Origin of the sequence: Vibrio mytili (genome assembly GCF_000830505.1) — a bacterium.
Lineage (GTDB): Bacteria > Pseudomonadota > Gammaproteobacteria > Enterobacterales > Vibrionaceae > Vibrio > Vibrio mytili.
In genome coordinates this window covers 151,229-167,299 of the sequence record NZ_JXOK01000015.1, presented here as the reverse complement: position 1 = coordinate 167,299, position 16,071 = coordinate 151,229, and the positions used below count along the sequence as shown (strand labels likewise).

General features: G+C 42.5%; 11 protein-coding genes and 1 pseudogene. 8 read left to right on the top strand and 4 right to left on the bottom strand.

Features of this window, described 5'->3' with window-relative positions:
• Positions 1-179: 179 nt before the first annotated feature.
• A complete protein-coding gene (locus tag SU60_RS06630; protein WP_000590429.1) occupies positions 180-791 on the bottom strand; it encodes a cytochrome b/b6 domain-containing protein in 612 nt (203 codons plus the stop codon).
• Positions 792-926: 135 nt separating this feature from the next.
• Here SU60_RS06630 and SU60_RS06625 point away from each other — a divergent pair, with 135 nt between their 5' ends.
• On the top strand, positions 927-2,537 hold the full coding sequence (locus SU60_RS06625) for an IS1634 family transposase (RefSeq protein ID WP_041154801.1): 1,611 nt from the start codon (positions 927-929) through the stop codon (positions 2,535-2,537).
• A 457-nt stretch (positions 2,538-2,994) separates the two neighbouring features.
• Here the strand turns inward: SU60_RS06625 and SU60_RS22330 are convergent.
• The 3 genes and pseudogenes from SU60_RS22330 to SU60_RS06605 form a co-directional block, all read right to left on the bottom strand.
• Positions 2,995-3,123: pseudogene (locus SU60_RS22330) on the bottom strand (IS110 family transposase); the annotation flags it as partial.
• Between the two features lie 237 nt (positions 3,124-3,360).
• Positions 3,361-4,494, bottom strand: coding sequence for a hypothetical protein (locus SU60_RS06615; RefSeq protein ID WP_041154799.1), 1,134 nt, complete (start codon positions 4,492-4,494; stop codon positions 3,361-3,363).
• A 436-nt stretch (positions 4,495-4,930) separates the two neighbouring features.
• Positions 4,931-5,449: a hypothetical protein gene (locus tag SU60_RS06605; RefSeq protein WP_041154797.1), complete on the bottom strand. Its 519-nt coding sequence runs from the start codon at positions 5,447-5,449 to the stop codon at positions 4,931-4,933.
• Between the two features lie 623 nt (positions 5,450-6,072).
• Here SU60_RS06605 and SU60_RS06595 point away from each other — a divergent pair.
• The 7 genes from SU60_RS06595 (at position 6,073) to SU60_RS22325 (ending at position 16,039) form a co-directional block, all read left to right on the top strand.
• Positions 6,073-7,710, top strand: a complete 1,638-nt coding sequence (locus SU60_RS06595; RefSeq protein WP_041154795.1) for an Lcl C-terminal domain-containing protein — start codon at positions 6,073-6,075, stop codon at positions 7,708-7,710.
• Entirely contained in the window at positions 7,710-8,261 is a 552-nt protein-coding gene (locus SU60_RS06590) for an Lcl C-terminal domain-containing protein (protein WP_041154794.1), read from the top strand. The genes SU60_RS06595 and SU60_RS06590 overlap by 1 nt, the downstream gene beginning before the upstream one ends.
• Positions 8,262-8,317: 56 nt before the next feature.
• Positions 8,318-9,832: a UvrD-helicase domain-containing protein gene (locus SU60_RS06585; protein ID WP_041154793.1), complete on the top strand. Its 1,515-nt coding sequence runs from the start codon at positions 8,318-8,320 to the stop codon at positions 9,830-9,832.
• Between the two features lie 172 nt (positions 9,833-10,004).
• Positions 10,005-10,955 (top strand): conjugal transfer protein TraF, encoded by a 951-nt coding sequence (traF, locus tag SU60_RS06580; protein WP_046224271.1) that lies wholly within the window; start codon positions 10,005-10,007, stop codon positions 10,953-10,955.
• Between the two features lies 1 nt (position 10,956).
• Positions 10,957-12,396, top strand: a complete 1,440-nt coding sequence (locus SU60_RS06575; RefSeq protein WP_052481504.1) for a conjugal transfer protein TraH — start codon at positions 10,957-10,959, stop codon at positions 12,394-12,396.
• Between the two features lie 6 nt (positions 12,397-12,402).
• Positions 12,403-14,844: a conjugal transfer protein TraG N-terminal domain-containing protein gene (locus SU60_RS06570; protein WP_245228380.1), complete on the top strand. Its 2,442-nt coding sequence runs from the start codon at positions 12,403-12,405 to the stop codon at positions 14,842-14,844.
• A complete protein-coding gene (locus SU60_RS22325; protein ID WP_245228379.1) occupies positions 14,810-16,039 on the top strand; it encodes a hypothetical protein in 1,230 nt (409 codons plus the stop codon). Before SU60_RS06570 ends, SU60_RS22325 begins: the two co-directional genes overlap by 35 nt.
• Positions 16,040-16,071: the final 32 nt, after the last annotated feature.

Below are 16,071 nucleotides of genomic sequence, written 5' to 3'. Positions count from 1 at the left end.
ACGACTAACTCACATTTCTATCCATGATAGATAATTAAACAATCATTTCGCCATGAATATTTTTTCGTTTTTATTAAATTTAATTAAAAAGTCTCTGCAAGTGCTGTTTCATCTTCTAGTAAACTAAATTTTATTTTTAGGGTTTTCTTCAACTTGAAGTAATATTATCTCACAACAGATTAGTCACTTAGGTTAACTGAGCGGCTTTTATATTTTTCAATTAAAATATGCAAAACTCCCATTGCACCATGTGCATAAAAATAGACCTCAATGAAAGTAGTAAAGAACTTATGCCAGTGGATTACTGTTTCAGCCAGATTTGACTGCATGGTATTCAACAAGAACCATAGGCCACCTGAAAGTGCTACAATTAGCAATGCTAGAACTCCAAATCCTTGGATTGTACTGGCAATACCTCCCGAATGTGCATCGGGCAGTCGGAAACTAGTCAACGTTTTTATATCTTGCTTAATACCACTAAAGTCAAGCCCTACCCATGAAAAATAATAAGTAAAACCTCTTTGAGTAAGCATCCAACTTAACATAATAAAACCACAAATAATCAGTCCTAACCCTGAAATAATGTGCATCCAGGTTATAACTCCTTCAAGACTATGTTCACCAATTGCTTCGGTCTCTGTCAGATTAGAGTTAATAATTTGTGATAATATTAGAAATGCCACAATGATGTGAAGAATACGAAAAAAAGGAGCGTAATCATGGGGTAATAGATTCCAGAGTCGCAATTTCATTAATGAGTCCTTAGTAAATTTATCGATGATCTTAATCATACAACCGTCATTCCGCAGCTAATTCCAGAATTTAAATAGCGTGATCTGGCGATCAGTTTTTCATAAAAACCACGGCACCATCTTGACCGCGATCGACAGTTTTGATCTATTGCTGCTATTTGACGGTCTCAAAATATGTCTACCCATCCTGTTATTAAACGCTTAGATCACCTTGGTCTCATTGCCGCCTTTTGTCACGAAATTGGCCTGCCACGGATGATAGATGCCGTTATCCCAAAATATTCTGACCACAATGTTTCTCATGGTGACGCGGTATTGGCCATGCTCCTAAATGGACTTGGCTTTCATAGCAGAACACTGCACATGTTCTCGGACTTTTTTAAGACCAAGCCTGTGTCTAAGCTACTCGCCAAGGAGATTGAAGCACACCATCTTACTGATGATGTACTAGGGCGCACCTTAGATGCTCTATACGAAGCCGATGTCTCTGCGCTCTATCAGGTTATTGCTGAGCGTGTTGTTGATAAACTGGGCTTGACGACGGATTCAGTTCATCTTGATATCACCAGCTTTCACGTTGATGGTGAGTATGCACAAGATGAAAACACCAACGTGATCAAGCTTGTACGAGGCTACAGTCGGGATCATAGGCCAGAGCTTAACCAAGTGGTGCTTGAACTCATCTGTGAAAACCAAGCAGGTATTCCTGTTTACATGCAAGCACTGAGTGGCAACACCAATGATGCCAAGGCATTCGCTGAAGTCACTAAAAGACACATACATTGCCTAAAAGCCGCGCAAAATAGTCGTTATTTTATCGCTGATGCTGCCTTGTACACCGAAGAAAGCATCTCCTCGCTAGATGAGCAAAATCAAAAGTTCATTACCCGTGTACCGATGACCATCAAGCTCGCAAAACAAGCACTGCTTGCGCTAGAGCCAGAGCAATTGAGCGCTATCGATCATGGCTACTCAGGGTGTTGGATAAACTCGGATTACGGAAAGGTCAATCAACGTTGGTTGCTCGTTCACAGTGAACAAGCCACCAAGCGGGAAGAAATCACTTTCTTCAAGAACTTAGAGGCAAATATAGCAAAAGAAATCAAAGCGTTGAGAAAGCTAAGTAAAAAACCATTCGCTTGTGAAGTTGACGCAGAACTCGCGTTTAACGATTTCAAGAAACAATGTGACTTACTAGGGTTTGAACAAGGCACTCTCATCAAACTGCCGACTTACTCTCATTCGGGGCGCCCAAAGACAGATGAAGCACCGACAGGATACCAATACTTTATCGAGGCCGCTCCCTTCACCGACCTAGAAAAAGTAAAACTGGCTAGGCTCAAAGTAGGCATGTTTATCCTCGCGACGAATGACACCGACAATGAAGCACTCACCATGGCAGCTCTGCTAGCTCATTACAAATCGCAACAAAAAGTCGAGCGTGGCTTCCGCTTTCTAAAAAGCCCTGAGTTTTTAACCTCTTCCATCTTTTTGAAAAAGCCTGAGCGCATTGAAGCGTTGCTAATGATAATGACGTTGAGCTTGCTTGTTTACGCCAGTTTAGAACACAAAATCAGAGAGCAACTCGCACAAACCGAAGCGTTCTTCCCAAGTATGGTAAAGAACAAGACGACAGCAAAACCGACGGCACGTTGGGTCTTCTTGCAGTTCGAAGGCATTGATACGTTAGAGATTAACGGCCATCGGTTCATCACTGGACTTCAAGAGCACCAAACACAACTACTCAAATTACTCGGTAGACTCTATGAGGTAGTTTATTCCTAAATTAGCTGCGGAATGTCGGATACAAAAGAATTATTAGGATAACCTTAATTCTTAAAATTGCAGCAGGCATTAGTTCACCTCTGATATGGCCACTTGCGAAATGGGAATGGTAACTGTTATTACTATGTGTTTACTTGCTGTTCTTGTTACGCAGCCCCTTAAACACATTACTTTCAAATATGATTTCCTGCTGGGTTTAAATATGTGTCTTTCTATAGTGCGGCAACCTATTTTTACACCAACTCATGAATTAAATAAGAATCATAAATTAAATGAGAGGTTTAATTCTCTTGCTTAACGCGATGATATTAAATGGAAATTTTAATTTTTGTAATTTATTAAACAGTTAGAATGAGACATGGTAAATACGATCTTCCTTTAGATAATTCTGATAGCACTTTTTCTACTGGGCAGTCTGCAATGTCCGCTTCACGCCCTGAGACATTCGACAAGCTTTTTATGGCTTCAGTAAGGGCGAGTGTCTCGCTTCGAGAGCCAGCAAATATTTCGCTTCGTCATAACAGGTTCTGGCCTTCCAGCAGCGGTAAATGATCCTTATCCATTTGAACGCCAGTGCCCGGATCGCTCAAAGCTGCCTGTCAAAGTGGTCAAGCTCTACCACAGCTCAGAGGTACAAAAAATCACCTTAACGGGGTCTGAAGGCCAATAGAACGAAAACGTACGTTAGTGAAGTAACTGTCTGATATATAGAAACATAATGTACATTGGAAAACGCCATCAAAACGGTGTCTTTTTAATCGAAAATTGGCACTTAACGGACTTTCTTGTCTACTAATCGATTTTTCAGACGATAATTTTCCTCTTACCGTACGTTTTCGTACGGTTGGACCTCAAACCCCTTAACGTACAATAATTTTCGATATCCAAACTGACCCCAATACGATGAGCCGCTTGGCATTGCTGGAGATTGTTCAAGATGCTCAATTCCCATATCTTTAGCAACATACTGAGCTACATCATGAGACACGTGACCATCATCCAAGTCCGAAGCTATCATTGCTTGTGAGTAAACAAAAAAGGGAGGATGTTCCTTAAAATCACGTTGCCTCATCCAGGCTTGCACTGAGCGAGAAAAATATCCCCACAATTTGTTTTTATATAAAGCAGCTTGGTCAGCGATAGTTGGATTAGGATCGTTCAATTGAACGGATTTGGCCTTTTCAAACATTCCATAAGTAAACAAAGGTCTCCCGAAATACTCACTAGCAGAAGACAATAGAGTACAGAACTGATGATGTAGAACTCTATCCTCAGCCAAGTTTGGCACGTAATTCAAACCACACTTGTCGCAAATAACAGCATGACCTAAACCATCGTATTCAGGCGGCATCATTTCGACAACTGTATTGGACTGAACGCTCCTCAATTCATTCAAATATTTTTCAGTGACAAAAGTACCTGAATCAGAATCCTTTGGAAGGTGAAAATACTTAACCTCAGGGTCATAGTACCAATAACCTCCGCGTCCATTAGTGTAGCGTTTGCCTGTTATAACCACTGTGTACACAGTCATTGAACCTGCTGTGATGCTGGGGTTTTCCGAGTATGCTTTTCTTCTCCTCTCACAAAGCTCGGCGGATAATTCGTTTGACATAACTCGTACTGAGTCAAAAAGATTAATATCCAATATTTCAACTATATAGGATGTTGCCGCGTCAGGATTCGCATCAACCGGAGCTCGTTTTAAAAAAGGCACAGGAAGATCTAAGTCATAAGCGATAGGTGGTCGCTCAGTTAAAGCTTGATCTGTATTTTCAGAAAGCCCAGCCCCAGCCCAGTGGTTCCAATTTTTATAACCCTGAGCCTTAGCTAGTGCATGAAGGAGTTTGATTGGTTTCAGCGAAACATTAAAATCATCTTTCAATGTTGATGACAGTTTTCTTGCGAGATATTCAGCGTTTGATTTCGAGCCAAACGATATCGTGGTAGTTTTCATATTAAAGCAACTCCAAATTAACGGGGTATCTATGAAAGGTTGCCCTGATTACCTGCCAAGCCCCCAGTTAAATGAATCTGCATTAACACGGTTAGACATTTGCAAAGATAAAATCACCTGTTTCACAGGGCGGTCTAGTCAAAAGACTGGTCAAGGACTTGAGCATATTTCAGCGCGAAATCGTAATGACCCCAGAATGATAGCAAGTACATATCAAATGACACACTGTAGAACTGCCCGTTGAGGGCTATCAGGCAGAGAACTGATACATTCACGCACATAAATTTGGTTCCCTCATAGATGAGGGAACCAAATTTCATCTGCTCAAAATCCAACCATCCGGAATTTCCGGATGGTTGGTAATCCGTTAAGTAAGAGATGTAATGCGTTAAGTAAAACTGATAGGTTAACGCATAACGCAATTCGATAGTGGTAACTATCTAAATAGAGGTCTGTAAATACTAGCCATGATAGGAATTTTTCTCTCAATTGAGTCTAATAACGTCATAAGCTCATCCCAATCCATTATCTTATGGTTGCCGTCACCATCAAAGTAAGCAAATCGCTCTACGGGATCAAAATAGTGAAAGCCAATGCTGTGCTCTAGTTCCTCATCAAAAAAAGCATCAATAGCATTATCGAGACTGTAGTAAAGTGTATTAAGACGAGGGTTATCATAGCCCCCAAAATCATCATAAGAATCAGACTCACGCTTTAATTGCGATAAAATGGATAACTTTGCTCGCTCCGCGATCTCTTCGTGAGTCATCATAAAACGCTTGGCAACAACAAATGAATGGATTACACCGCCATAGGTTTCGATATGGAAGTCGTCCTCGTCATCCGGCCTCATATACTCGATAGCTTCTTCTAGTGTAGACAGCGCCTCACTACCACATAAATATGCTATTTCGCTATCTTTAGCTCTAACTTCATCAATACAAGACGCATCCAAGAACTGAATTGGAGTGCGCTCCTCATGAGAAACAAGGAAATCATCATCCCTAGTGTCACCCTACAAATACATGAGATCAGATTTGGAGCTAAATGCAGAGCCACACCAGTGATTCCAGTTTTTATACCCAAGACATTTAGCCGTGGTGTGAAGCAGTTTTATTGGTTTGAGCGAGATGCTATGGTCTTGTTTTAAAACTGAGGAAAGGTTATCAGCAAATGAATTTGCAGCCTCTTTAGAGGCAAAAGTTACGTCATTAGATAGGTTTTTCATGTCAACTCCAATAGAGCGAGTTTATAGGATGCCCTGATTACCTAACATCGCTCCGGTTTACACGAAACATATTAGTTTAGATAAAAACACCTTTTTCACAGGGCGGTCTAGTCGAAGGACTGGTCAGAGACTTGAGCATCTTTCAGCGCGAAACCTAATTGACGATTAGATTTTCCTTTTCGTTACTCCAATTTTCCACTCCCAAACTGCCCAAAATGGACCATTTCACCAAGTCTCTAATCTTAGCGACGTATTTGCCCAAAATGGGCTTGTGCAGAGTCATAATCTATGCGCCTACCCGATTAGACTGGAAACCTCAAATAGGTCTAATTAAAGAGGGCAATACATTAATGAAACGTTCAGCATTGGCAATTGCTTTGATTGCAGCATTAAGCGGATGTGGTTCCGGTGGAGAAGATGGAGGAAGCAGTTCCAATACAAACACCAACTCAGGAACAAAATCTGGCTCTATTAAAATTGATAACATCTCGATAAAAGAAGGAAATTCAGGTAACAGTGATGCCAAAGTGCGTGTTACTCGTAGCGGTGGTAAAGATGGTGTAATTAAAGGTAAATATCGAACTACCCCTGGAACAGCATTATCAGACCAAGATTATCTGGAAACTGTTGGAGAGTTTGAACTTCAAGATGGCGTTGCTCGGATTGATTTGGTCATCCCTATCATTGGTGATGTAAAGGATGAAGATGATGAAACTTTCTCCGTCCAGATTTTCGATGTTTCTGGTGCCACCAGCGTAGAGAGAGATACTGCTACCGTAACAATCACCAATGATGACTCCTCTCCAGAAATATCATTTACCTCAGAAATCAGAACCACATCAGAAGGAAGTGGTCGCGTTAAAATTCCGCTACAACTAAACACTTCATCAGGAAAAGATGTAAGCGTTAGTTACGAACTCAGTGGATTAGCTATTAACGGCCAAGATTATAGTGTCATCAGTGACAACACTATTGTTTTCCCTGCTGGAACTACTGAGCAGTTTCTTGAGTTAGATATCGTTCAAGATGACGTTCCCGAAGGCGGTGAAACAATAAAAATTAAACTTACCGAGGCTAACAATGCCACACTCAGCAAACAGTTTGAGACCAGTGTTATTATCCTTGGAGACTTAGTGTTAAACGATACTGGCGTCACCAGATATGTAAATGGGAATGACTTCGATGCCCAAGGCGCACCTAATGATCTTCCGGGGCAAGATGCTGAATTTGGCGCTGATACTGACTCACCAAACTACTTAGATGGTTATGCAGGTTTCTCTTTTACAAAATTAGACGTTTCCGGAAACCACCTTCCTCATACAGCGACGGCATGGTCATGTGTCTTGGATAACCGAACAGGGATCGTCTGGGAAAACAAAGGTGATGCAATTACTGATATTCCATCTTCACTTTCGGAAGCAGAATTCAAAGCCCTAGTAAATGATGCTTGGAGTGCCAGCAGAAACCCAAGCTCAAAGGATTATGTTCCTTACCCTTATTATCACTGGCATCAAAACTGGCAAGCTAAAAACTACCTATACACCTGGTACAGCAAAGATAGAACTAATGACGGTGGCAGTGCTGGTGGCGCTTCACTAGAATTCCAAAACCGTAATGCTCCTGTTCACAATAAGGCACAATGCGCGTTCCCTACGACAGATAACGCTGGCTATGTAAAAGTCACATCATGTAGTACCGATGACTACATTCGTGCGGCCAACGAGCTAGCCGTTTGTGGCTATAAAGATTGGCGATTACCTTCCATTGAAGAGCTACGTTCTATTGCCAATTATGAAAACAGTCAAACACTGCTCGATACCGACTATTTCTATAACTACGAAGGTGGCGCACCGATTTGGTCTGGAACCCCGAGTTCAAATGGTGAAGGTACAGCATGGTGCATGGACTCAAGCAATGGACAAGCTAAGTTGTGTCATAAACAAAGCAACTCGGCGAGCATTCGTTTAGCAAGAGGAGGGAAACAGTGATGAAGTCCAAACTAACCATTGCGGCAAGCATTCTTTGTCTTGTAGGGATATCAACTCAAACTTACGCACAGACTTGTAAGCCAGATATTATCGCTCCCACCACCAATATAGAGCAATTTACAGTACATAAAGACGGCACAGTTACTGACGCCGCAACAGGCTTGATGTGGACCACTTGCACTATGGGGCAAAGATATAGTGCCGATAACTGCATTGGAACTCTTAAAACATTTCCTACTTGGTCTGATGCGTTACTAGCTGTGGACGACGCTAACAGCAGCAATTTACTAGGGTACTCTGACTGGAGACTACCCAACATTAAAGAGCTTGGTTCCATTGTCGAAAGGTCATGCTCAGCTCCTGCGATCAGATTGGAGGTATTCAAAAGCACTCCAAAAGTACTTTATTGGTCAAACACTCCTGACAGCAAGGTTAACCCTCAGTTGAAAGCGCGAGTTATTGATTTCAATGAAGGAACTGAGTTCGCATCGTTAGCACAATCTAATATATATCTGCGGCTAGTTCGTGACCTTAAAGAAACGTCCAACTAATTCCATCGTAAGCCCCGGATTTTATTCCGGGGCGTTCCCATAGTGAAGTACACGCGATGAACAAAACATTACCACCTGATACCCCAGAGCAAGCCCGAATCACCAACTATCAAGGAAACCAACTGATAGTTAGGGCCTATGCTGGCACGGGAAAGACAACAACCCTCATCAAATATGCTCTTGCTAACCCTCGGCTAAGAATGCTGTATATCGCGTACAACCGAGCGATAAGAGATGAAGCAGCGGAAAAGTTTCCCCGAAATGTTACGTGCAAAACCTCTCATCAACTAGCATTCGCATCTGTTGGACGTATGTTTGCGCACAAATTAGTGGGGAACATTCGCCTTACCGATATAGCACAAGCGTTAAACACTAAAAATTGGACTCTTGCAAGAGACTGCCTGGATACGCTAAATGCATTTATGTGCAGCGCAGATGACCAGATTCTATATGACCATTTCGAAAGAGCTGATACTGGCTTACTACTAACAACAAAGCAAGAGAGATACGTAATAGAAGTCGTTCAAAGTGCAGAAGATATTTGGAAGAGAATGTGTGAGCCTCAAGATCCTTTCCCTATGGTTCATGATGGATACTTAAAGCTGTACCAATTATCTCACCCCAATCTATCATTGAGATACCAGGTAATCCTCTTTGATGAAGCACAGGACGCAAACCCAGTAACTAGTGACATTGTAATTAGGCAGCGCTCAAGGACTATTCTTGTTGGAGACGTCCACCAGCAAATCTATCGTTTCAGAGGTGCAAATGATGCGATGAATAACCCCCGCTTCTCGAACGCAGATCAACTCTACCTCACACATAGTTTCCGATTTGGACCTAATGTAGCGATGGTTGCCAATGCCCTTCTCGAACTTAAAGGAGAGACCAAGCCGGTAATTGGGCGCGGAGCTAAAGATCAGGTTCTTATGATGCTACCTCAAAATATCGGACATCATGCTGTTTTACACCGCACGGTAATGGGAGTTATTCAAACTGCTTTGGGCTACACAGGCGCGGGACATAAAGTTTTTTGGGCTGGTGGTATAGATTCTTACCAAATCGACTATCTGGAAGATATCTTTTGGTTCTCACGAGAAGAAAGAGAACGTGTCAAAAACAAGCAGATACTTAATGATTATGAGGACTATCAAGAGTTCACCGAGATAGCTCGTGCGACTCAAGACAACGAGATGTTTAGAGCGATGGCAATTATCGAAGCCTACGAAGATCTTCCTGAACATCTTGCGATATTACGCTTTAACACCGTAAAAGACGAATTGGTTGCAAATGTCACTGTGTCTACCAGCCATAGAGCAAAGGGACTGGAGTGGGATTATGTCCAACTATTTGATGACTTCCCTGACGTTTTGGACCCCGAGCTAGAACCTGAGGCACGGGATGATGAGATCAACCTACTGTACGTTGCAAGCACGAGAGCCATGCGAGCACTTGCGCTTAACGCTTCAGTGGAAATGGTGATCAGGTACATCACCCATAAGCGTCAACTTGAAAAGATTCAGCAGGAAGAAGCAACTAACAATCAGTCAGAACACATAAAAACAGCCTAATCGACCAAAAATACAACAATAAAACCTCCCCTAATTGCCCTAAATGGGAGGTTTCAGATGCATTCCTTAATCCTCCCCCCCGTTACCATATGCCTGAATGGGAAAATATGTGTGGTGACATGAACAACAAGACTTTAAAGAAAGCTACTTTAGCGCTGGCATTGATAGCTCAATGCCAAATATCTCCGTAGCAGAAGACAGTAGGCCCGGCTTTTACGATAGAAAGGCGGAAGGATGGTTTTTCTATGAAGTCGAGCCAGAAGAAAAAGAAGTACCTAAACCTAAGCCAGTAGCAGTACAACCTCCCCCACCTCCTCCTGAGCAAGAACAGATGGCCCAGAGTGAAGGACCTGAATATTTTTCTGCTGCGTGGTTTAGAGAGAACTTACCTAAATACAAAGATGCTTGGTGGGATAACCCAACCATTGAGAACGCTAAAGCTTTTGCTTACATGCAGCGGTTCGCAATGGATCGTTCAGAACAAGCGCAAGATGCATATGAACTGGCTATTTTAGGTGATCCTTATCTTGATGAAGTGTCCAGAAGACCTTATGCCACATTCGCATCTCAGCAAGTAGATAGTAAGGCTGGGAAGGAAAGGCAGACATTACTTGGGACTGTAGCAAGTCGTGTGGGTCTATTTTTCTTCTACCAGCCAAACTGCGAAATGTGCGAAATACAGGCTCCAATAGTCAAAATGCTTGAGCAAGGATATGGATTTACTGTCGTGGCAGTATCTTCTGACGGCACCCCTTTCCCAGGAAACATTTTCCCCGAGTTCAAAGTAGATAACGGCCATGCCGAACAGCTAGGTGTCGTCACCTACCCAGCTTTATTCTTAGCTTCACCAGATGGGAGTTTTGCTCCTGTTGGGCAAGGGGTAATGTCACTTCCAGATACAGCCAATCGAATTCTAGTTACTGCTCGCCGAGCAGGTTGGATCAGTGATGACGAATTCAACAAAACAAGAGCACTGGTTAATACCGACAACAACATTGCGGAAATTCTTACCGATAAAACAGGTGAGGCTTCCTTAGAAGAAATCATGACGGATGATAAAGGGAACTATATCCCGCCGGAACAATTGATGGACTTCATCCGCGAAAAAATTAAGGAGAAATAAGATGTTCAGAAAGAACAAGCTGCGGAAGAAAGCTCTCGCTATTTGCGTAGCATCCGTTCTGTGGACAGTACCGAGTATATCTACAGCTAACGGCTTAAAGTCTGAAATGGACGCCCTTTTCAATGAAATGAGCAATGTCACTCAACCAGGTGTATTTGAAACACAGCGTCGAGGGGTTCTGGCTGGTGGTCGATACACCACGAAAACACGCATATTTGATGAAAACCTAGTGTCATTCACACCTCCATCATGGAAAGCTGGTTGTGGTGGTGTTGACCTATTTGGGGGCTCATTGAGCTTTGTTAACGCAGAACAAATCGTCACTTTGCTGCGTTCGGTAGCTGCAAATGCAAAGGGATATGCATTCCAATTAGCATTGGATAACGTCTTTCCTGATGGTGCAAAATGGATAGAAAACTTCCAAAAGAAAATACAACAATTAAACCAATATTTGGGTAATTCTTGTCAACTAGCACAAGGTATCGTAAATGACGCTACCTCTTCATTCGATGTTAAACACAAAACTGACGCTTCCATTACAGCTACCACAACGGGTCTGTTTGACGATGTATTCTCATCTAAGCAAGAGCAAGGCGGTTCTACACCACTCGAACAATTGAAATCAAACAACCCAGATGAGTACAAGAAAATGATTGGTAATATCATCTGGAAGCAATTGAAGAAAAATAATGCAAACGCATGGTTCACATACGGAGACAACACATTACTAGAAGCCATAATGTCTGTGACGGGAACAGTAATAATCGGTGATATTGTTAATGATTCACACGCAAGTATTACGGAAAAAACGACACCAATCACCACTTTACCTGGCAATAAAATCCAAATTTCAGATCTAATCACTGGTAGTAACGTTGAAATATACTCATGTGGTTCAGATACTGAAAATTGCCTAAGCGCTGGGGCAACTGGTGGCGGTGTTAAAACCGTCAACATCACAGGCATAAAGAGCCAAATTGAAGATATGCTTATTGGTTCAAGTACATCTACAGGTATTATTTTCAAGTTTGCTAGTAATGCTGGAACACTATCAACTAGCGAGCAAAACTTTTTAGCTAGCTTACCTGTTGGTATAGGTGCAATCATCCGAAATCTTTCTGTTCTATCTAAAGACTCTGCAATGCTATTTGCCTCAGAGTCGTCTGGAGCGATTTCTCTAGCAATGATGTATTCATTTACCAATGAGCTTTTCAGAGCTGCATTTATTGCTATATCAAACAGTGATAGTCCTTATAAACAGCAAGCGTTGGAAGTATTACGTGAATCTCAAGCCAACATGAGAGCCGAATACTCAATTCTTACAGCTCAATATGGAGATCTCTCTTCTCAAATCGAAAAGTACAACAACCTCCTAAATAACGTTCGAAAGCATAAATATATGTTATCGACGCTAACTAAAGCACCAAGAACAAAGGAGTAAAACTTCATGCCTGAATTTACTATTTACTCCATTGGCGACTCAGCATTTCTTGAGCAGATATTAATTGCTGTAGCCATGATCACGGGGACCAATGACTTCACCAAGATGGTCAGTGTTGGGTTGCTTATTGGTGTAGTGATGATAACCGTTCAATCTGTTTTCCAAGGGGCAAAACAGATCAATATTCAGCAAATTTTTATGGGGTGGCTACTATACGCCTGCTTCTTCGTACCGACTTCATTAGTCAAGATTGAAGATGCTTACACCGGGCAAGTTCGTCCTGTGGCAAACGTGCCGATTGGCATAGGCTTTGCCGGAGGTGTTATATCGAATGTTGGCTACACCCTAACAAAATTATTTGAGACTGGTTACGGCATTATCGTACCCAATGTTACTGAAACTCACTTTTCTGAAACACTCAAGCTACTGAATGATGTAAGACGCGGTGTGTACGATAGCGCTATTTTTACAGCCCTAAACCAAGAGCAAGGTGGTGGCTATGTTGATGTTCGTCGCTCAGTTTCTAATTACATTAGAGAATGTACGCTAACAAAAGTAGATCTCAACCTGATGAGCTTAGATGAGCTTCTAACACTCCCTTTAGATCAAGCCTTACAATTCAATTCTTCACTATACGGAACTCGTGTATATCTAAACGCATCGAATCCCGATGGTGGTGATTTTACTTGTAGTGAAGCATGGTCTACAGCTGAGGGGGTTGGTATTGTTGGGGCATTAAATAACCTAAGTGGGTCCAATGTAAATAACGCTTTAAACAATCTACTTGGTGTAGATCCTACCTATACAGGTGTAAATGCTCTAACAAAGATAGCTGACTCATTACAAGCAGTAGGAGCAATTTCCACCTCAGCAGTAGAATATACAAAAGTCGCTCTACTAGAGCCTTTGTATTATGAAGCAGCTGCCGGACGATACCAGGACCTTCAAGACTATGGTTCTGCATTGATGATTAACCAAGCGATTCAACAGCGAAACACTCAATGGGCAGCAGAGCAATCTATGTTCATGTCAGTCGTCAGACCGATGTTAACGTTCTTTGAAGGTTTTGTTTACGCGATAACTCCTATAATGGGCTTTATCATCGTTATGGGTTCAATGGGAATGACGTTGGCAGGAAAATACTTCCAAACGGTTCTCTGGATACAGCTATGGATGCCAGTTCTATCTATAACAAACCTATTCATTCATACCGCAGCGACTAATGAAATGGCAAGTCTATCTACACCAGGCTTAAACTCAATGTATGCATTATCCTCAACAGGAGACATTCTACAGAACTGGATTGCTACGGGGGGAATGTTAGCAGCAGCCACTCCTATTATTTCACTGTTCATAGTGACAGGATCAACATACGCATTTACCAGTCTTGCTAACAGAGTTAACGGTTCTGATCATGTCAATGAGAAAATTCAGTCACCTGACGCTTTGAATCAAGGCCCTGTAATGAACAGTCAACCTGCATATAACCACAACCAATTTAGTGGGACGATGGCAACAGGAGCAGAAAGCATGATCAGTTCATTTTCTCTTGGCTCATCTATTGGAAGCGGGGTTAGCTCAGCAAGGGCAGTACAAAGCCAGAAGTCAGAAGCATTCTCAGACACCCTTGGCCGAGGTTTTTCTCATGGCGTATCGCAAGACCAAGCATACTCTCGTCTTTCTAGCATTGGCCGAACTATAGGTTCACAAAACACTCAACAAAGCCAGTTGGTTAATCAACAAGCTAAAAGCTTCATGGATAAGTTTCAAATTGATGATCAACATGCCGATGCTGTAAAAGGTGCTTTTGGTATGCAAGCCGTTGGCTCCTTAGATGTAAAAGAAGCTGCGGCCATGATGATGCCACTGATGGGAACCGCGAGAGCAGCAGCTAAACGAGCAATAACAGGCCCCTCAAAAGGTACGGGGGTCGCAACAATTCCGTCTCAAGGGGATGGAAATAAAGGTGGTAATGATGTAGTCGATCTCAGAGCCGACGCTATAGGTAAAACTGAGTCTACAACAAGCGACACATCAACGTGGTCTGCCAGTGATGTATCGCAATTCATGAAAAATGTTTCATGGGGTAAAACTGATTCTCAGGCACTTACCAATCAATTAGCTCATGGAATAAATAGACAAGGGGGCGAGTCCTTTAAACAGTCATGGGGCGATAATTTATCTCAAAATCTATCTAAGTCTGCACAAGAGCTTGTTTCTGCAACTAATGCCTATACAACAATGGATCAATTGCAAAACTCTATGGGTTCGATGACAAATAGCGACTTTAAAACATTGGGTGGAGAAGTGGCTCGCTCGCCAGAGGCAATGGATTACCTCAACCAACATTTTCAAAATGCACCGGATTCAGTTCGAAAAGAAGCGGCAAATCTCGAACAAAGATATCGTGGTTATGGAATGGACAAGTGTAGCCAAAGCGGCAGCTAGACTGACAGCTATGACAAATACCAACAACTACCAACCAGGGCAACAAGTTGGAGGTTTCCAAGCAGCTGTTAGTGCTATCAACTTGGCTACCGGGAGAAATAGCGGATTTGAAAGCGACCCTCTACAGTACAGCGGCCTCACTCCTCCAACTGTACCAGAGAATTTAGGACAGACCGTAGGCAGCAACGTTGGAAACGGTCCTGTTTTACCTTCCAATTTTAGGGAGAACACAATCAGTACGTCTGGCACAGCTCCGGTAACAGAAACTCCACCAACACCTCCTGTTACTCCGGTAACTAGCGAACATGATGCAAACCTCCAACAATTAGGCAGTCTTGCAAATCAGACCAACCGAGCTGTTTCTAGCCCAGAAGAGCAAAAAGCAAGAAATAATATGCTCAATGCTTTGCCGGATATGTCATGGAGCGCTTCCACTTGGGGGGCAGTAGACAACACTGGCGACTGGTTGGCTAGAAGAGCTGAGCAAGTTGGTGGTGCAGCTGTAGCTGGTGGACAGGCGACAGCGAGCGATTTTTCAAATGCAATGGATCAGTTGCGTACTATGACACCAGAACAAAGGGACCAGTTTATCGAGGCAACTCAACGTGGTGACGACTATATTTCCGAAGAGTACGGCTTTGGCGGAGAAATGGCAGTTGCAGCAGCTAAATTAGGTCGTAATGTTATTGGCGCAGCAGCTAGCGGTTACAACGCAGCCAAAGAGTGGTTAACGGGAGAGTCGGATCTATCAGAAGCAGCGAAAGGAATGAGCTTAGAACAACGAGGGGCATTCTACGCAGCAGCAGCAGCGTCGGCAGCGGAAGCTGGTGGCAGTGCAGCAGCTAACTTCATGGAACAATATGGAGATGAATTCAAGCAAACTATGGCTGAACTCGGAACATCAAGATACGGTTTAACAAACGAACAAGCGGCTGTTTATGCTGAATCTTTTGATACCAATCAAGAGAGAATGGACCAAGCTGTTAATAATTTGAAAATGCAATACGCTGAAACTGATGCTAATGGAGCAGCAATAATGAATCCTGACGGTAGCCCTGTGTTATCGAAAGAAAATCAGGAATTTACAGATCAACTTGTAAATGTCCTTCAAAATGCTGGCGACGCCGGAGACAGGTCTGGTAGTTACTTAACCGCTATTCGTGGATATAACATCGCCAATAAACAGTTTGAATGATCTTTCAAAAACAAAAAATAATAAAAGGAACC

Coding starts and splice junctions, on each gene's coding strand:
- SU60_RS06630 (WP_000590429.1), bottom strand. CDS start 791: ATGATTAAGATCATCGATAAATTTACTAAGGACTCATTAATGAAATTG.
- SU60_RS06625 (WP_041154801.1), top strand. CDS start 927: ATGTCTACCCATCCTGTTATTAAACGCTTAGATCACCTTGGTCTCATT.
- SU60_RS06615 (WP_041154799.1), bottom strand. CDS start 4,494: ATGAAAACTACCACGATATCGTTTGGCTCGAAATCAAACGCTGAATAT.
- SU60_RS06595 (WP_041154795.1), top strand. CDS start 6,073: ATGAAACGTTCAGCATTGGCAATTGCTTTGATTGCAGCATTAAGCGGA.
- SU60_RS06590 (WP_041154794.1), top strand. CDS start 7,710: ATGAAGTCCAAACTAACCATTGCGGCAAGCATTCTTTGTCTTGTAGGG.
- SU60_RS06585 (WP_041154793.1), top strand. CDS start 8,318: ATGAACAAAACATTACCACCTGATACCCCAGAGCAAGCCCGAATCACC.
- traF (WP_046224271.1), top strand. CDS start 10,005: ATGCCAAATATCTCCGTAGCAGAAGACAGTAGGCCCGGCTTTTACGAT.
- SU60_RS06575 (WP_052481504.1), top strand. CDS start 10,957: ATGTTCAGAAAGAACAAGCTGCGGAAGAAAGCTCTCGCTATTTGCGTA.
- SU60_RS06570 (WP_245228380.1), top strand. CDS start 12,403: ATGCCTGAATTTACTATTTACTCCATTGGCGACTCAGCATTTCTTGAG.
- SU60_RS22325 (WP_245228379.1), top strand. CDS start 14,810: ATGGAATGGACAAGTGTAGCCAAAGCGGCAGCTAGACTGACAGCTATG.